Below are 17,954 nucleotides of genomic sequence, written 5' to 3'. Positions count from 1 at the left end.
TGATCACTGCACCCAGGACTGGGTGACCATCCAGTTGAACTGCCGGTTGAACTTGAAGTTGCCGACGCGCTTGGAGACGAAATCGAGGCGCTTCGGCGTAAACAGACCAACAGCCGGTGCCTTGTCGGTCACTTCCCTGTCGATTTCAGCCCACATCTTGTCGGCCGCCACCTGGTCGGTCACGCCGAGATCGAGCGCCTTCTGCATCTTGGCGTCGATGTCCTTGTCGCAGAAACCGGAGATGTTGATCGACGCATCGGAACCCTCGCGGAACGAAGCACAGCCGAAAAGGATGTGCAGGAAATCGGACGCGGCCGGGTAATCCTTGTACCACTGGCTGACCGACATCTGCACCTTGTTGTTGGTGTTCTGGATGTAGGTGAACTGGATATTGCTGGAGATCGGCTTGACGTCGGCGACATAGCCGATGCTGGTCAGCACGCTCTGCAGGTAGACGCCGATGGAGCGGGACACGGCGGTGTCCTCCACGATGATCGTGACCTTCTGGCCCTTGGTGCCGGATTCCTCGACCAGTTGCTTGGCCTTGTCGAGATCCGGAGCCGACCACTTGGCGCCAGGGTTCTTGGTGAAGGGGCAATAGTCCTCATGGCCGGGGAAGTCCGGCGGCAGAACCTGACAGACCGGTGAAGCCAGCACCTTGCCGCCGAAGAGCTTTACCAGCGTGCTGCGGTCGATCGCATAGGCGACGGCCTGCCGCGCCTTTTCGTTGTCGAACGGGGCAAGGCGTGTGTTGAGCGGCGCATACCACCAGGCAGACAGCGGTGAGATATGGAGCTGCTCCTTGTACTTGGTGCCTAGCTCGGCAAGACGGTCGCTCGGCAGAGGATCGAACATCCAGTCGGCCTCGCCATTCTGGATCGCCGTCACACCGGCTTCTTCGGAGAGGCCGTAGTCATACTGGACGACATCGGGATAGCCGTCCGGCTGAGCCTCTTCGCTCCACTGTTTGAAATGTGGGTTGCGCGAGATCGTCATGCCCTTGTTCGGGTCGAACGCCGAGATCATGTAGGCGCCCGTGCTTGGAATGGGCTTGGATCCCATGTCTTCCGCAGGCGTGTCTGCCGGCAATGCGACCGCATGTGGCAAAGCCAGCTTGTAAAGGAACTCTGCGTCGGGCTTGACGATGTTGATGGTCACCGTGCCGGCGGCCTCATCGGCAACGACGCCCCCTTCGAGCGTGCAGCCCTTGGTGTCGGCCAGGCATTTGTCGGCTCCAACGATGCCAGCATAAAAAGTGCCAGACGTCGGTCCGGAAACCTTGAAGATGCGCTGGAAGGAAGCGACCACATCCTTCAGGGTCAGGTCCTGGCCATTCGAGAACTTGATGCCCTTGCGCAGCTTGAAGGTGAAGGTCTTGCCTTCGTTGCTCACCTCCGGCAGTGCCTCAGCCAGATCGGGAACGATGGTGAAGCCATCCATACCTTCGGCTTTGCGGAAAGCGACAAGGCCATCATAGACCGGCTGGTACATCTGCCAGCCCTGGTCGGTGTAGTTGATGTGCGGGTCGAGCGTGCCCGCCGCAGCGCGGGCCAGCAGGCGCATGGTGCCGCCGCGATGTTCCTTGAGGTATTCGGCCTGAGCCGGAGCAAGCCATGTGGCAGCCAGCAATGCGGCTGCGGAGGCAGCCAGGAGCAGTTTCTTCATTCTTATTCCCCTTTTCAGTTGTCGTTTTGATGCAGGAATGCGCCGACTACCCGCATGCATTCTTCTTGTTCTTCCACATGCGGCATGTGACTGGAATGTTCGAAAATCCGCCACTGCGATCCCCTGATGCCGTCCTTGTAGGGCTGCACCGTCGCCGGCGTCGCCTCGTCGTGGCAGCCCGAGATGATCAGTGTCGGAACGTCGACCTGTGACAGGCGATCGATGACGCTCCAGCTTTTCAGCGTGCCGATGACGTGGAACTCGTTGGGCCCGTTCATCACATTGTAGACCGTGGGATTGCGCGCCACCTGGGCGAAACTCTCCGCCACTTCCGCAGGGAAAGGGACGACGCGGCAGACATGGCGCTCGTAGAAGACCATCGTCGCCTGCTGGTATTCCGGATCGTCGGTCGTGCCGGCCTTTTCGTGCTGGGTCAGCGTATCCTGCACGTCTTTCGGAAGATCGGCACGCAGCCGGTTGGCTTCCTCGACCCACAGTTTCATCGACGCCGGCGAATTGGCGATCGTCAGTGACCTGAGACCATTCGGCTGCAGCACGGCATATTCGGCGCCCAACATGCCGCCCCAGCTCTGGCCGAGCACATGAAAGCCTGCCCGGATGCCGAGATGGTCGACGAGATTTTCGAGCTCTTCGATGAACAGCTGTGGTGTCCAGAAATCAGCACCCTTTTCAGGCAGCAATGTCGAGTTGCCGCAACCCAGCTGATCGTAATGGATGACAGCGCGACCGTCGCGCGCGAGAAGCTTGTAGGCGTCGACATAATTGTGCGCGACGCCTGGACCGCCATGCAGGATCACCACTGGAGGTTTCTTGCCGTCGAGTTCGCCGCTGATGCGATACCAGGTCTCATAACCCCTGAAACCGGCACGTCCTTCTCTACCGACGATCTCTACCGACATTCCGTTCCCACCCTTGTTGACATCAACTTGCGCGCCAGATGCGCCGGACCGTCAAGACCTGCCGGCGTGGACCCATTCCTCCAGCATCCGGACACCGAATGCCGTGCCGCCCTGGCGACCGAGCGGACCGTCGACCTCGGCCAGCTCCTTGCCGGCGATGTCGAGGTGAACCCAGGCGCAGTCTTCGGTGAAATGGCGAAGGAATGCCGCCGCATAAGGCGCATCGCCATCCTCCATGTCCTTGGCGTGATGCCTGAGATCAGCGAAAGGCGACTGCAGTCCCTCGTCGTAGGCGCGGTCGAGCGGCAGGCGCCAGAAGCGCTCTCCCACCGTCTCACCAGCGGCAATCATGCGCATAGCAATGGCATCGTCGGTGCTGAACAGGCCTGCGAAGACGGAACCGAGCCCCCGCATCACAGAATAGGTCAAGGTCGCGAGATCGACCATCGCGGTCGGCTTGAACCGCGTCGCCGCATAATAGAGGCAGTCGGCCAGGAGCAGACGCCCTTCCGCGTCGGTGTCGAATATTTCCACGGTCTGCCCGGAAGCCGTGGTGATGATCTCGCGCGGCTTGAGTGCGGTGCCGGAAGGCAGGTTCTCCGCAATACCCAGCACGCCGACCGCATGCACCGGGCTGTCCTGCCGGGCAAGCGCCAGCATCAGGCCACAGACCGCCGCGGCGCCTGCCATGTCGGCCTTCATATCGAACATCTGCGCGCCGCCCTTGATACAGAGGCCGCCGGAATCGAAGCAGACGCCCTTGCCGACAAAGGCCAGCGGCGGTGTCTTGGCATCCTTGCCGCGATACTGCAGCACCGCCACCTTGGGTGCTCGCACCGAACCAGCGCCGACAGCGAGAAGCGCGTTCATGCCTAGCTTCTTGAGTTGCTCCGCGTCCAGAACCTCGACCTCGATGCCGGCCTGGCGCAGCGGCTCCAGATAATCGGCAAAACTATCGGGATGGAGATGGTTCGGCGGCAGGTTGACCAGGGTGCGCGCATAATCGACGCCATCGGCGACGGCGAGCGTGCGCCCGAGTTCGGCCTGCAATTCTGCTGCCTGCGCGGTGACTAGGCAAACGCGCCAGGCTTGATCCTCGGCGGCCTTTGGTCGCTTGTTGCGCATGTCGAACCGATAGCGGCGCAGACGGATGCCGAGTGAAACACGCGACATTACCTCTGCTTCGGACAGGCGGCCCCCTGCGGCGGCATCGAAAACCAGCGCCGCTTCATTCTCGCCCTTGCCTTCCAGGTGGGCTGCCAGGGCACCACCGGCGCGTGTCAGCGACTGGGCGCTGACGGCATCGGCCTTGCCGAGCGCCAACACGACGACGCGCCGCGCACTCACGCCTTGCGGCGGGACGAGATCAATGCAGTTGCCGTTTTCAGCCAGGGCGTTGGCAGCAGAACAGGCACGGGAGATCATCCCGCCCAATTCGGCATCCAATGCGGCTGACCCAGACCCCAGTTCGTTTCCGGCCGTTTGCAGAATGACGATGACAGATGCGTCCGCTGGGAGCTTGTCAGTAACTTCAAAGACCGGCACTGGCGACTGCGGCATCAGGCGGCTAACTCCTCCAAATGGTCGTTGCCCAGAGAAAATACGGCCACCGCGACATGCTCCGGAATCAGCGTTGCTGCTGGTCCGAAGTGTTCATGCGCACAGCCGTGTCCGCCGATAGTGACGGAAGTTCCGGAGCCCCGAATAGTCGTTTCGGTTGACGACTTAGTTGTTGTTACCCCTTCGGTATCGCTGACAACGCAGGCGTTCAAACGCCAATTTCGTCCTTATCGATTGACAAAAACTCAGCTGAGAATCCATGATCGGATAATGGCCCTACCCTCACTTAATGGCATGCGCGCTTTCGAGGCAGCCGCACGGCATGGCAGCATCAAGGATGCGGCGGAAGAACTGCATCTGACCGCATCGGCGGTCAGCCGCCATATCCGCACGCTCGAGAGAACCCTTGGCCAGGAGCTGTTCGAACGAGGGTTTCGCCAGGTCACGCTGACGACAAGAGGATCCTACTACGCGCGCAATCTGTCCGAGGCTTTCGAGGCGATATGGCGCGCCACCGAGGATGTCAGCTTTCATGACGGCCCGCGCCGCGACAAGGTCCATCGCCTGAGGGTCCTCTGCGTGCCCCCTGTACTCAACCTTTGGCTGGCGGATCGGCTGCCAGGCTTCCGACGGCAGCATTCATCGGTCGAGCTGGAGATCCTGACCTCGGGCAAACGCGCCGATTTCGATTTGGCCATCGTCGACGAGTTCGACTACAAGGCCGGTCCGGCGTTGACGTTGCTCATCCCGCTGCTGTTGACGCCGGTCTGTGCGCCGGCGTTGCTCGACGGCCCCATGCCGTTGCGCTCACCGGCCGACCTGATCAACCATCACCTGATCCACGAGTGCGAGACCAACAGGTGGAAGCGCTGGCTGGAACAGGAAGGCGTGTTTGAACCGATGCCCAAGTCCAGCATCGTGCTGGACGACTGCGCGCTGATCATGCGCGAGGCGATGAATGGCGGCGGGATCGCGCTCGCAGATACGATGATGGCCCAGGACCTGCTGCATCAAGGCAAGCTCGTCGCCCCCTTCAAAGCCCGCCATACCTATCCCGCCGGCATCTATCTCTATCAACGCCGCAGTGTGGGCAACAAACCCGGCGCTGCCCTGTTCCAGACCTGGCTGCTCGGCGAGGTGGCCGAGCACAAGAAGATCATGGCAATCGACTAGAACATTTCAGGCGAAACAAGATCGCTTTCAATGCTCTCTCTTTGCTGCGCACTTTTGCTGGAATTGCTCATGTAAAGGTCAGCTTCCCCGTTGCCAGCAACGGATGGTATGACCTTCGGCGATCGTCCTGCGCGGCGGCTCGCCTTGCCTGCAGGCAGCTTGCGCCTGTGGACAGCGACCGGTGAACGCGCAGCCCTGGCTCGGGTGGCTTTCGATTTCCAAAGCTGAGGATGCGGGCTGCGTTAGTCTGATCTCAACCTCGGCCGAAGAGGCCGCGAGCAGCATCTCTGTATAGGGGTGATTGGGGCCTGCGAAGATCTGATCGGATGAGCCTTCTTCGACGAGGCGGCCGCGATAGAGCACGCCGATCCTGTCGGCCATGTAGCGCACGACCCGGAGATCGTGGCTTATGAACAGATAGGCCGTCTCATCGCGTCGCTGCAGGTCGTTGAGCAGGTTGAGAACGGTCGCCTGCACCGAAACGTCGAGAGCCGAGGTTGGTTCGTCCAGGACGACAAGCTTCGGCGTGCCGGTAAAGGCGCGTGCAATTGCCGCTCGCTGACGCTGTCCGCCCGAAAGCGCGCCGGGTCTACGCCCGGCAAAAGCGGGCGAAAGCCGCACGGACCGAAGCAGTTCGGGTATCCTGTGCACGCGCGCCGATCGTGGCAGGTCGGCCAGCCGCCGCAACGAGCGGCCGAGAATGGTGCTGATCCGCTGCCGTGGATTCAACGTGCGATCCGGCGACTGGAAGACCATCTGAATGTCGCGGCGCTGGCCGGGCCTGCGCCGTTCCACTCGTGTGGCGGCAGCCTGCCCCGAGAGCTCGACGGTGCCGGCGACAGGTGCCTGCAAACCGGTGACGATCTTTGCCAGCGTCGACTTTCCGGAACCGGATTCGCCGATCAGACCATAGGTCTCGCCGGCGGAGATCCTCAGATCGACCCCATGCAGAACCATCTGTTCGCCGAACGATTGCCAGATATCCCTGCAGACGAGGACGTCCTCACGCGGGCGGTCGTTGCCCGTGACTTCCGAACTCGGCGACGATGCAGCAGGTTTGACACCATCGAAGGAAGACGCTTCAGGCTCAGCGAGGCGACCATCGCGTTTGGTATAGGCCAGTGTGGGGATGCTGCGGACCAGCATCTGCGTATATGAATGCCGCGGTTCGTCGAACAGCGCGCTGGCGCTGCCGCTTTCGACAACGGTTCCCGACTGCATCACTGCGACGCGTTCGCAGCACCGCTTGACCAGGTCGATGTCATGGCTGATCAAAAGGATGCTGGTTTGATGGCTCCGACGCAGGTCGTCGAGGATCGCGATGATCTCGGACTGCACGCTGGCGTCGAGCGCGGTGGTTGGCTCGTCCAGGATAAGCAGCGCAGGATCGAGCGCAATGGCGATGGCGATGTTGGCGCGCTGCTGCATGCCACCCGACAATTCGTGCGGATAGAGCCGAAGCACACGCTCGGGATCGGCGACGCGCACACGGCGCAAAAGGTCGGCGGCCTGCAGGGCAGCATCCCGCTGGCCGGCGTTGCGATGCCGCACGATGGTTTCGGTGATCTGCCTGCCAATGGTCAGACTGGGGTTAAGAGCAGAACCCGGATGCTGGTAGACCGCTGCGATGCGGTCACCCCGCAAGGCACGAAGCTCCTCGGTTGAGAGCGTTCGCAGATCGCGTCCGAGGAATTGCAGCGCGGATGCTTCCACCTGCGTGTGTTTTGGCAGGTAGCGCAAGGCTGCCAACGCCACCGAGCTCTTGCCGGAACCGGACTCGCCGACAAGGCCCAGGGCTTCGCCCGGCCGCACGCTCAGCGAGACGTTGCTGACGGCACGCTGCAGTCCATTGGCAGCGCGGTAGCTGACCGAGAGACGTTCGATGTTCAGAACGGACGGCGATGATGTCTCTTTCGGAACCACATTCTTCTCGCTTTGCCGTCAGGGGCAACGGCTTCCAGATGTGAGATCCATAATGTCTATAAAATTACTCGTATTGAATATGCGCGCAATCTAACCTTTTGCCAGTTTGGAGATTTTCGGCCGCCTGCTCCGTCGAAGCGGCGAAAGTTTTGACTGCAAAAGGGAAGCAACAGCCATGGCGCATGGTCACATCATCCTCAGCGCGTTCTTCTTCAACCCGCAGGGCGACCACCGCATGTCGTGGCGTCATCCGCGCGCTCCGGGCCGCGAAGTCCTCGATTTCGATTATTATCGCGATCTCGTGCAGGCGGCCGAACGCGCCAAGATCGACACGATCTTTGTCGCCGATCACGTGTCGATCTGGGATTCGGTCAAGAGCGGTGTCGCCCACTACGCCAATGCCCGCCTCGAGCCCTTGACGCTGCTGGCGGCGCTGGCCGGGGTGACGAAGCACATCGGCCTGATCACCACGGCGTCGAGCTCCTACAGCGAGCCCTACAATGTGGCGCGCTTCTTTGCCTCGCTCGACCACATCAGCAAGGGCCGCGCGTCCTGGAATGTGGTGACCTCCGCCATGGAGGAAGAAGCCAGGAACTTCGGACGCGACGGCAACATCGATCATGCGCTGCGCTATGAACGCGCCGGCGAGTATCTCGATATCGTCAAGGCGCTGTGGGACAGCTGGGAAGACGAGGCCCTGCTGATCGACAAGGAGAGCGGCTACTTCGCCGACCCGGCCAAGGTCCATGCCATCAACCACAAGGGCCCCCACTTCAGGGTTCGCGGCCCGCTGAACGTTTCGCGCCCGCCGCAAGGCCATCCGTTGATCGTGCAGGCCGGTTCCTCGGAGGACGGCAAGAATTTCGCCACCGCCCATGCCGACGCGCATTTCGCGATCTTCAGCACAAAGGACGATGGCGTCCGCTACCGCAAGGATATCAACGAACGTCTCGCCCGCCATGGCAGGCGGCCGGAAAGCTTCAAGATCCTGCCTGGTATCCTGCCGATCGTGGCGGGCTCAAAGGACGAGGCGCTGGAGCGCCAGGACTACCTGCAGACCCTGCTTCCCGATCAGGTCGGCATCGACCTTCTGTCGAGCTGGAGCGGGCTCGACCTCTCCGCCTATCCGCCGGATGGCCCGGTGCCGCCACTGCCGGACGAAAGCACGTTCAATGGCGGCCACACCTCACTCAACCGCGTGCGCGAATGGGCCAAGCAGAACCTCACCTTGCGCGAGGTCGCACGCCGCCTTTCCAACAGCGGCTCGGTTCCGACAGTCGCCGGAACGCCGGCTGAGATCGCCGATCAACTGGAAGACTGGTTCGTTGCCGGTGCCGCCGACGGCTTCAACCTGATGTTCCCGCTGCTGCCGGAAGACTGGCATGCCTTTGCCGAAAAGGTTGTGCCGGAACTGCAGCGCCGCGGCCTTTTCCGAACCGAATACGAGCCCGGCACGCTGCGCGATCGTCTCGGCCTTGCCCGTCCGGCGAACCGGTTCGCCGAGCAGCGCGCCAATGCGCGCGCCGTGTCCTGACCGCAGTATGGAGAGATGACCATGAATGCCCCCGTCACAAACACCAAGCTGCAGCCGCGCGAAGCCACCACGCCGCGGCTCATCAACGTTCTTTCCAGTCCGAAGCGCATCCGCGTGCGTTTCGGCGGCCAGACCATCGCCGACAGCCGCGATGTGCTCGTGCTGCGTTCAAACCACTTCCTGCCGATCTACTTCTTCCCGTCTGATGCGGTGCTGTCGTCCGTGCTGAAACCGTCGGGGCATCGCGACCCGCATGAAGTCGGCGGCGAACGGCAGTACTGGGACCTGGATACCGGTGACCGCAGAGCGTCGAACGCCGCCTGGACCTTCGTTTCGCCACCGGATGAAGAGCTTGGTCCGCTTGCCGGCCGTATCGCCTTCGTCTGGAACGCCGTCGACCAATGGCTCGAAGAAGAGGAAGAGGTCTTCGTTCATGCGCGCGACCCTTACGCCCGCATCGATGTGCTGCACAGCACAAGTCATGTGCGGGTCTGGTTCGACGGTGAACTGGTCGCCGACAGCCAGCGCCCTGTGCTGCTGTTCGAGACCCACCTGCCGACCCGCTACTACATTCATCCAGACGACGTGCGGCTCGATCGCCTTGTCGCGTCCGACAGCACGACGCGCTGTCCCTACAAAGGCATCGCCTCCTATCGGTCGGGCAAGCTCAAGAATGGCTCGATAGCCAAGGATATCGCGTGGAGTTACCGCGACCCGATCGACGAGATGCCGAAGATAAAAGGGCTGATTGCCTTCTATCCGCAAGCCGTGGACCGCATCGAACTCGACGGCGAGATCGTCTCGTAACTGCCCCCACCCCTTCCTCCATTCATCGGAAAAACAATGACCAAACGTTCTGACATCGATGCCTTGCGCGGCCTGTCCGGCGACCTCTGGAATGTCGCCGTCGATGAACACGCCGCCGGCTTCCTCAAGCGGCGAGACCTGCTCAAATACGCCATGCTGATCGGCCTGACAGGGTTTGCAACATCGCAAGGGCTCGGATTTTCAGGCACGGCGCGCGCCGCCACCAAGCCGGGCGGCACGGTCCGGGTCGGCCTCGACCAGCCAACCGCTGCCATCGACCCCATCCTGGTCACCGATCCGGCCAGCATCGCACTGATCAGCCAGGTCGGCGAATATCTGCTGCTGGACGACCCGAAAGATGGCCTCTTGCCGCGGCTCGCCGTTTCCTGGGAGGCCGACGAAACCGCCAAGCGCTGGACCTTCAAGCTCAGGCAAGGCGTCAAGTTCAACGACGGCCGGGCGGTCACGGCAAAGGATGTCGTCGCCTCCTTCGAACGGCTGGTCGACCCCAAGAGCGGTTCATCCGCGCTTTCCGCCTACAAGGGCATCCTCTCCAAGGGCGGCATCCGGCAGGTCGACGAGCAGACGGTTGCCTTCGAGCTCGATGCGCCGAACAGCAACTTCCCGTTCTATGTCTCGTCAGACGTCGTCAACGCCATCATCCTGCCGGCGGACTATAGCGGCGACTTCGAGAGGAGCTTCATCGGCACCGGACCGTTCAGGCTGGAATCGTTCCGTCCCAAGCAGGGCGCGACATTCGTACGCAATCCCGACTACTGGGGCGAGCAGGCGCTGCCCGACAAGGTCGAAATCAAGTTCTTCGACGACCCGCAGGCGCAACTGCTGGCGCTGCAGGCAGGCCAGCTGGATGTGATCCCCGAGACCACGCGATCCTCGCTGGCGATCGAAGGCAATTCCGCCTTCAGGATCCTCAGCGTGCAGTCGAGTTCGCACGACGAGGTTCATCTGCGCACCGACCAGGCACCGTTCACCGACAAGCGCGTGCGCCGGGCACTCGCCTTGACGATCGATCGGGAGGCCGTGGTTAAGGGTCTGCTCAAAGGCAGGGCCATCGTCGGCAACGACACGCCGTTCGCGCCGATCTTCCCATCGTCGGATCCATCGGTTCCACAGCGCAAGCAGGATCTTGCCGAAGCGAAGCGCCTGCTCGCGGAAGCGGGCTTCGCCAATGGCCTGGAGGTCACGCTGACCACCGAGCGCGCCTACGACATTCCCGACTATGCGGTGCTGATCCAGAATTTCGCGAAGAAGGCCGGCATCAACATCCAGCTCAATGTGCTGCCGCAGGACGCCTATTATGGTTCAGCCACATTCGGCAGCTCACCCTGGCTGGATTCGGTGCTCGGCATCACCGATTTCGGGCATCGCGGCACGCCCGACATTTTCCTGAACGCAACGCTCAAGAGCAGCGGCACGTGGAATGCCGCGCATTTCAACAATCCCACCTATGACGGTCTGCTGCTGGATTACAGCAAGGCGCGCGACCTGCAGGCGCAGAGGCAGGTCGCCGGCAAGATCCAGAACCTGTTGCTGGACGAGACGCCGCTGATCATCAGCTACTTCTCGCAATACAGCCGCATCACCAGCGCCAAGATCGAAGGCGTACGCTTCACCGCGATCTCGCATCTCCTGCTCGACCGCGCGTCCTTCGCATGAGCAGAGGCGGCGCATGAGCAGAGGTGGCGCATGAGCAGAGGTGGCGCATGAGCAGGAGTGGCCGATGACGCTCAGCCGAACCATCGCTTCGCGCATCGGCTCGCTGCTGTTGACGCTGTGGCTGGTCAGCGTGCTGGTGTTCTTTGCCGGGCAGGTCCTGCCCGGCGATGTCGGACGCGTCATGCTCGGTCCTTTTGCCGATGCCGAAGCCGTCGCCGCGCTCAACCGCAAGCTCGGCACCGATCAGCCGGTGCTGGTGCAATACTGGCACTGGTTCGAGAGCGCGATCCAGGGTGACTTCGGCGTGTCGTTGTCACTGCGCCAGCCGGTGGCGCCCCTGGTCCTGGAAAGTCTGCGCAATTCGGCGGCGCTGGCCGGTGTCTCGCTTGTCCTGCTCATCCCGCTTGGCATCGGCGCCGGCATTGTCGCCGGCCTGAAGGCCGGAAGCTTCGTCGACAGGGCGATCGTACTTTCCGGTGTTTCCCTGGGGATCGTGCCGGACTTCGTTTCCGGTCTCCTGCTGCTGATCGTGTTCGGGCTATGGCTGAACTGGTTCCCGATATCGGGCGTCGCTCCGGACGGTTCGGGCTTCTGGACCAGCAGCTACTATCTTGTCCTGCCGGCGCTGCCGCTCGTGCTCAATCTTCTCGGCTACATAGCGCGCATGACCCGTGCCGGCGTGATAGAGGCCGTCAATGCCGACTATACGCGCTCGGCGGTCCTGAAGGGCCTTACCCAGCGCGAGATCGTCTTCCGTCACGTGCTGCGCAATGCGCTGACGCCAACCATTGCGGTGATTGCAACGCAGAGCGGCTTCCTGCTCGGCGGGCTCATCGTGATCGAAGCGCTGTTCGGTATCCAAGGCCTCGGCAACCTTGTCCTGACCGCGGCCAAGGCGCGGGACTTCCCGACCCTGGAAGCAGGCGTGCTGGTGATCGCGGCGATTTTCGTGGTGTCGGCCACCATAGGCGACCTGATCCAGATGCTGCTCGATCCGCGCCAGCGGCGCAGGGCGGCAACATGACCGATCTCGCCCACGCGCCGGAATCTGTCGTGCCCAAGACCGGCCTCTTCGCCAGCTTTCGCAACAGGCTTCCGGCGCCGTCGACGCTGATTGGCGGAGCCATCCTGCTGTTCTGGATCGCGTGCGCCGTCTTTGGACAGCTGTTCGTGCCTTTCGATCCTTATGCGGAAGACTTCCTCGCCATGCTGGCACCGCCGGATGCCGTGCACTGGTTCGGGACCGACTCGCTGGGCCGCGACATCCTCTCCCGTATCGTGGTCGGCTCGCGCGACATCCTGCTGGTCGCGCCGCTGGCCACATTGGTCGGTGTTGCTGCCGGCAGCCTGATCGGGCTGCTGCTCGGTTATTTTAGCGGCTGGATCGATGCCATCGGTGCAAGGCTTCTCGACGCCCTGATGGCTTTTCCCTTCATCGTGCTTGTCACCATGACGCTGGTTGCCCTCGGCCCCTCGAACCTGACCGTTATCCTGGTGATCGGCATCGCCTATGCGCCGCTGGTCGCACGCACGGTGCGGACCGCTGTGCGGCAGGAGCGTGAACGCGATTATGTCAGCGCAGCGCGATTGGCGGGAGAAAGCTCGATCGGCATCATGCTGTTCGAGATCCTGCCCAATGTGCGCGAAACCATCCTCGTCGAACTCATCACAAGGCTCGGCTACGCCTTCTTTTCCATCGCCACCCTGAGTTTTCTGGGGCTTGGCATCCAGCCGCCCTCGGCGGACTGGGGACTGGCAATCGCCGACGGCTACGGATTCCTGACCGGTGGCAAATGGTGGATCGTCGTCTTCAACTCCGGCGCGATCATCTCGCTGGTCATGGCAGCGAACCTGATCGCGCAGGGAATGGGCGCGTTCGAACCCGATAAGAGCTAGCACCACGGACCGTCAGCGCAGCTCCGCGCCGAAGCTCGGCGCGCACGCCTGAATGTGGTCCCATAGACGATTGGCGACGGGACCATGCGGACGATCGCGGCGGCGCGCGGCGACAAGTTCGATGTCAACGCCCGGGAAATGCTCTCCCGTGATCGACATGAGACGTCCGCTTCCCAATTCGTCCTCGATCATGAAGCGCGGCAGATGCCCCCAGGCCATGCCGCGCAGGATGATCTCCTTCTTCATCAGATGATCGCCTACGGTGCATTGCGGTGCGCCTTCGACGACATAATAATTCGCCTTCTGCGCGGTGCGAGCAGTGTCGCGAATGATGCATTGGGTGAGCCCACGCATCTGTTCGGGCGTGACCGCAGCCGCGAGCGGGAACGGCAGGAAATCCGGGGCAACCACCGGCACGAATGACACGGTGGCGAGATCGATCCATTCCAGTCGGGCATCGGATTTTTCGACCCAGTGCAGAATGAGATCCGCTTCGTCTTCGAAAAGCCGCTCCCATGGCCCACTGATCGTTTCGAAATGCAGATCCAGTCGCGTGTTGCGGCGGTTTGCGAAGAAGCCGCTCAGCAGTTCCAGACCGTCATCGAGCGGACAGGTATCGCCCATGACGACACGCAGATGCGTCTCTTCCCCTATCGCCAGCTGGCGCGCGTGCAGCTTCAGCGTTTCCATCTCGGAAAGCAGCGACTGCGCCTTGCGATGAAACGAACGGCCGGCATCGGTGAGTGTCACCCGGTAACCGCTGCGGTCGAGCAAAACGACTTGCAGATTGTCGTCCAGCTTGGCGACGGCAGCGAACACCGCTGCATGGGAGCGATTCAATACCAGGGCCGCGCCCTGGAAACCGCCTTCGCGAACCACGGCGTCGAAGCACTGGACTTCCTGAAGCGTGAATGAACTCATTGTTTGATTTTATTACAAAGATGTCTCTATCTTTTAAATATTTCCCGAAACAGGCTTGAACTAGCTTCACACCATTCCTGATCAAGGCCGGCAGGATGCCCGGCCTGCCAGCGCCACAGCTGGTAATGCAAAGAAAGGTGCCGTCATGACCTCCGCTCTCCAAGCCAATCTGAACCAAGAAGAACCAGCCAGCCTGTCATTCTTCACGACCGGCGACGGTGTGAAGATAGCCTACCGGATCGATGGCTTAGCCGGCCTGCCGACCCTGATCCTCGCAAACTCCATTGCCACCACCTTGCATATGTGGGACGACCAGATCCCAGACCTGTCGCAACACCTCCGGGTCATCCGTTACGACTATCGTGGCCATGGCGGCTCCGACGTGCCCGTCGGCGCCTATTCGGATGGCCGACTGGGTGGCGACGTGCTGGAGTTGATGGATCATCTCGGCATCCAGCGTACCCACTTCATGGGCCTTTCACTGGGAGGATGGGTTGGTCAATGGCTGGCAGTCCATGCGCCGGAACGCATCGATCGCCTGATCCTTGCCAACAGCTCCTCCTACATCGGTCCCGCTTCGCATTTCGACAAAGCGATTGCCGCAACACGCGCAGCATCCGACATGAGCGAAATCGCCGAAATGTTCCTCGGCAACTGGTTTCCGGATGCAATGAGGGACGAGAACGGCCCGGTCATCCAGAAATTCCGAAAGGACCTGCTGGCTACCCCTCGCCAGGGCCTGGCCGGCCTTTATGGCGCGCTGCGCGACAGCGACCTTCGGCGCACCATCGCCCTCATCCAGAGCCCGACCCTGGTCATCGGCGGCGAGTTCGACAGGGCGACATCCTACGCCATGAGCGAGGCCATCGCGGCCGGTATTCCAGGCGCACGTTTGAAAAGCTTTCCAGCCGTGCACCTGACCAACATCGAATTCCCGGACGAATTCCTCGAAGAGGTCCTGGCGTTCCTCAAGCCGGGCCGAGCCTGACCACTCCGGTGGCGGCGCGGCCATCGAGCCGCGCCTTCACCAAGCGGGTTCGTCACCGTCAGCCTCTGTTCTGGAGGTAGCGGAGCTTGGTCCTGATCACATCCAGGAACAGCTCGACCTTGCGGGACCGGTGACGCTTCTGCGGAAACACCGCATAAATGCCACCAGTCGGCAGCACCCAGTCGGGCAGGACATGCATCAGGCGCCCGAGCGCGACATCTTCGGCGACCTGGTAGTCCGGAAGCACCGCCAGCCCGCCACCGGCCATGACTGCGGTGCGGACCGCACTGGTCGTCGATATCGACAGACGATGGTCGAAGCGGATCTGCTGAACTTTCTGGTCGGGGCTGGTGAAGGACCAGTTCTCCGGCCGCTCAAGGATCGACAGTTCGATGAACGGCCAGTCCGCCAGATGCTGCGGACGCTGGACGCGCGCCAGACGATCCGACCATGACGGCGGCGCCACCAGCCATTGCGAGAAAGAACCAAGCAATGCCGCGGTGTGGCTGCTGTCGCGCGGCCAGCCCAGCCGGATGGCGACATCGATGCCCTCGCCGACCAGATCGACGATCTGGTCCGACGCGATAAGATCCACCTTCAGTCCCGGAAACTGGTTGATCAAGGACACTAGGACCGGCGTCACCACGGTCGCGCCGAAATCTACCGAGGTGGTCACGCGCAGCAGGCCGCGGATGTCGAGATTCTCCCGATCCAGCGCCGTCACGGCATCATCGACCTGACGCAGGATTGCCGTGCAGGCTTCAAAGAACTGCCGCCCCGCGACCGTCAGGCCAAGATGGCGTGGATTGCGCAACAGCAGAGCTGCGCCCACCTCGGCTTCGAGCCGGGTCAGATGCGTGCTGATGACGGATTTCGCCAGCCCGGTACGGCGCGCCGCTTCCGACAGCGAGCCTGCCTCGATCACTGAAACAAAGATCGAGAGGCGATTGAGATTGATATTACGAACGTCTGTCATTCGTTCGCTTTGGTAGAACACTAAGTACGAGGCGTCACGACTTTTATCACTTCGACGGCGACCATATTGTTCGACGCCGTCATGATCGGAGCAACCATGCAGAACACCACCCCGAATGCCGTCCTTCAGGCCTATATCGACGGCTCGGGAGAGCTCGATCGCGCCAAGCTGGCAGGCTGCTTTCATCCCAAGGCGATCATGACGGGTTACCTGCTCGGCAAGGCCGTGGTCGGCACACCCGAGCTCTACCTCGATGACATCGAGAGAATGGCGTCACAGGGCGTTTCGAAAGACGGGTACCAGGCCCATTTCGAAAACCTGACCATCCAGGGCTCCGTCGCCAGCGCCACTGTCGTGATGACCAACCTGGCTGGGCTCAACTTCAATGATTTCATGCACCTCATCGAAGAAGACGGCCGCTGGAGCATCATCAGCAAGCTCTTCATCACCCTTTGAACCGGTCCGGCAGCAGCAACCGAAGTCACTTTCCAACTCAGCCCAGGGACCAGAAATGAATATCAAGGCCGACACAGCGATCGACTGGGCAGCACGGGATGCGCGCGTCGTGCATCACCCGCATGGCGACGCAACCGACCCCGAGCGCCTTGTCCTGGTACGGGGTAAGGGGTCGACTCTGTGGGATGCCGACGGGCGCGAATACATTGATGCCCATGCCGGTGCCTGGCTCACCCAGGTCGGCCACGGACGCGAAGAACTGGCGAGGATCGCTGCCGAGCAGATGTCGACGCTCGCGCATTTCACGATCATGGGCGATTACGCCAACATCCCGACGATCGAATTCTGCGAAAGGCTGATCGCACGCGCACCAAAGAACATGGCGAAGGTGCGCCTGATGAGCAGCGGCTCGGAAGCGGATGACGAGGCGCTGCAGCTCGTACGACTTTATCACCACAAGCGCGGTCAGCAGCAACGCACCAAGGTCCTGGTGCTGCGCGGCTCGTTCCATGGCCGCACCTATGGCGGCGTGGAACTCGCCGGGGGACGCCCAGGCATCGGCGATGTGCCTAACAACGCCATCATGCTGACGCCGCCCTTGTCCTACCATGCCGAGCTTTTCGGCGGTGAGGACGTAACCGATTTTTGCGTGCGCGAACTGGAGCAGGCGATAGCGCGCGCTGGCGCGGACAACATCGCCGCCATGTTCGGCGAACTGGTGATGGGACCGGCCGGCATGATCCCGGTTCCGGACGACTACTGGCCACGCATGGTTGCGGTGCTGAAGTCGCACGGCATCCTGTTCGTCGCGGATGAGGTGGTGACCGCCTTCGGGCGCGCCGGGGCCTGGTACAGCTCGCTCGACTACAATCTCACGCCCGACATCATCGTCCTCGCCAAGGGCATTGCAAGCGGCTACGTGCCGCTGGGCGCGCTTCTGCTCGACGGCAATGTCGCCGATGTTCTCGACGGCGCGGGCGGAGGCGGTTCCTATGCCGGCCATCTGATGGCATCGGCCATCGGCTCGGCCAACATCGACATCATCGAGCGGGAGAACCTGCTTGAAGCATCGCGACTGCGCGGCAAGCAGTTCCTCGACGAACTGGGCGAGTTGATCAACCTGCCGATCGTCGGCGACGTGCGCGGCCGCGGCCTGATGATAGGCGTCGAGCTGGTGTCCGACAAGGCGACCCGGCAGTCGCTGTTCGACAAGTTCCCAGGGCTGAAGAAGGAAATCCCGCTCTTCACGCGCAAGAAGCACGGCGTCATCACCGCCATCCATGGCGGCGCCGTGGCATTGACGCCGCCGCTGGTGATCACGCCGCAGGAAGTCAGTCGTGTCACCGATGCGGTTGGCGATGCCTTGGCGCGCGTCAACATCCACACTGGGCAGATCGACTGACTGATCGATACCGAAGCAGCCGCCTGGATCCCTCAAAAGGCCAGGCGGCTGCTTCA

15 protein-coding genes are annotated in these 17,954 nt (G+C 62.0%); 9 read left to right on the top strand and 6 right to left on the bottom strand.

Features of this window, described 5'->3' with window-relative positions; translation table 11 throughout:
• Nucleotides 1–3: 3 nt before the first annotated feature.
• From AC3WTO_RS01550 to AC3WTO_RS01540, 3 genes are read right to left on the bottom strand one after another with little or no spacing between them, the layout of a single operon-like run.
• The gene (locus AC3WTO_RS01550) at nt 4–1,665 is read right to left on the bottom strand and encodes an ABC transporter substrate-binding protein (protein ID WP_492458919.1); all 1,662 of its coding nucleotides are present in this window, start codon (nt 1,663–1,665) and stop codon (nt 4–6) included.
• A 14-nt stretch (nt 1,666–1,679) separates the two neighbouring features.
• Nucleotides 1,680–2,585: a proline iminopeptidase-family hydrolase gene (locus AC3WTO_RS01545; RefSeq protein WP_492458918.1), complete on the bottom strand. Its 906-nt coding sequence runs from the start codon at nt 2,583–2,585 to the stop codon at nt 1,680–1,682.
• 51 nt (nt 2,586–2,636) lie between these two features.
• Nucleotides 2,637–4,145 (bottom strand): leucyl aminopeptidase, encoded by a 1,509-nt coding sequence (locus AC3WTO_RS01540; protein WP_492458917.1) that lies wholly within the window; start codon nt 4,143–4,145, stop codon nt 2,637–2,639.
• Nucleotides 4,146–4,415: 270 nt separating this feature from the next.
• On the opposite strand from AC3WTO_RS01540, the gene AC3WTO_RS01535 reads away from it, so the two are divergent.
• Nucleotides 4,416–5,318: a LysR family transcriptional regulator gene (locus tag AC3WTO_RS01535; protein WP_492458916.1), complete on the top strand. Its 903-nt coding sequence runs from the start codon at nt 4,416–4,418 to the stop codon at nt 5,316–5,318.
• Between the two features lie 78 nt (nt 5,319–5,396).
• On the opposite strand, the gene AC3WTO_RS01530 is transcribed toward AC3WTO_RS01535, so the two are convergent.
• Entirely contained in the window at nt 5,397–7,241 is a 1,845-nt protein-coding gene (locus tag AC3WTO_RS01530; protein ID WP_492458915.1) for a dipeptide ABC transporter ATP-binding protein, read from the bottom strand.
• 175 nt (nt 7,242–7,416) lie between these two features.
• On the opposite strand from AC3WTO_RS01530, the gene AC3WTO_RS01525 reads away from it, so the two are divergent.
• From AC3WTO_RS01525 to AC3WTO_RS01505, 5 genes are all read left to right on the top strand, one after another.
• Complete coding sequence (locus AC3WTO_RS01525) at nt 7,417–8,775, top strand: LLM class flavin-dependent oxidoreductase (RefSeq protein WP_492458914.1); 1,359 nt, start codon at nt 7,417–7,419, stop codon at nt 8,773–8,775.
• Nucleotides 8,776–8,796: 21 nt separating this feature from the next.
• On the top strand, nt 8,797–9,582 hold the full coding sequence (locus AC3WTO_RS01520) for a DUF427 domain-containing protein (RefSeq protein ID WP_492458913.1): 786 nt from the start codon (nt 8,797–8,799) through the stop codon (nt 9,580–9,582).
• Nucleotides 9,583–9,618: 36 nt separating this feature from the next.
• The gene (locus AC3WTO_RS01515) at nt 9,619–11,259 is read left to right on the top strand and encodes an ABC transporter substrate-binding protein (RefSeq protein WP_492458912.1); all 1,641 of its coding nucleotides are present in this window, start codon (nt 9,619–9,621) and stop codon (nt 11,257–11,259) included.
• A 64-nt stretch (nt 11,260–11,323) separates the two neighbouring features.
• Nucleotides 11,324–12,283, top strand: coding sequence for an ABC transporter permease (locus AC3WTO_RS01510; RefSeq protein WP_492458911.1), 960 nt, complete (start codon nt 11,324–11,326; stop codon nt 12,281–12,283).
• Entirely contained in the window at nt 12,280–13,155 is an 876-nt protein-coding gene (locus tag AC3WTO_RS01505) for an ABC transporter permease (RefSeq protein WP_492458910.1), read from the top strand. Before AC3WTO_RS01510 ends, AC3WTO_RS01505 begins: the two co-directional genes overlap by 4 nt.
• Before the next feature lie 12 nt (nt 13,156–13,167).
• Here AC3WTO_RS01505 and AC3WTO_RS01500 read toward each other — a convergent pair whose 3' ends face one another.
• Nucleotides 13,168–14,076 carry a LysR family transcriptional regulator gene (locus AC3WTO_RS01500; RefSeq protein WP_492458909.1) on the bottom strand — a complete coding sequence of 303 codons (909 nt, stop codon included), beginning with the start codon at nt 14,074–14,076 and terminating at the stop codon, nt 13,168–13,170.
• A gap of 145 nt (nt 14,077–14,221) precedes the next feature.
• On the opposite strand from AC3WTO_RS01500, the gene AC3WTO_RS01495 reads away from it, so the two are divergent.
• Nucleotides 14,222–15,064, top strand: a complete 843-nt coding sequence (locus AC3WTO_RS01495) for an alpha/beta fold hydrolase (protein WP_492458907.1) — start codon at nt 14,222–14,224, stop codon at nt 15,062–15,064.
• A gap of 58 nt (nt 15,065–15,122) precedes the next feature.
• Here AC3WTO_RS01495 and AC3WTO_RS01490 read toward each other — a convergent pair whose 3' ends face one another.
• A complete protein-coding gene (locus tag AC3WTO_RS01490) occupies nt 15,123–16,040 on the bottom strand; it encodes a LysR family transcriptional regulator (protein WP_492458906.1) in 918 nt (305 codons plus the stop codon).
• A gap of 96 nt (nt 16,041–16,136) precedes the next feature.
• Here AC3WTO_RS01490 and AC3WTO_RS01485 point away from each other — a divergent pair, with 96 nt between their 5' ends.
• On the top strand, nt 16,137–16,496 hold the full coding sequence (locus AC3WTO_RS01485; RefSeq protein ID WP_492458905.1) for a nuclear transport factor 2 family protein: 360 nt from the start codon (nt 16,137–16,139) through the stop codon (nt 16,494–16,496).
• 55 nt (nt 16,497–16,551) lie between these two features.
• Nucleotides 16,552–17,898, top strand: a complete 1,347-nt coding sequence (locus AC3WTO_RS01480; protein WP_492458904.1) for an aminotransferase family protein — start codon at nt 16,552–16,554, stop codon at nt 17,896–17,898.
• The last annotated feature ends 56 nt before the right edge of the window (nt 17,899–17,954 follow it).

This window comes from Mesorhizobium sp. EU05-FHT14A09 (assembly GCF_058790995.1).
Note: the sequence above shows the minus strand (reverse complement) of the source record. Positions and strands in the feature narration are given on the sequence as shown.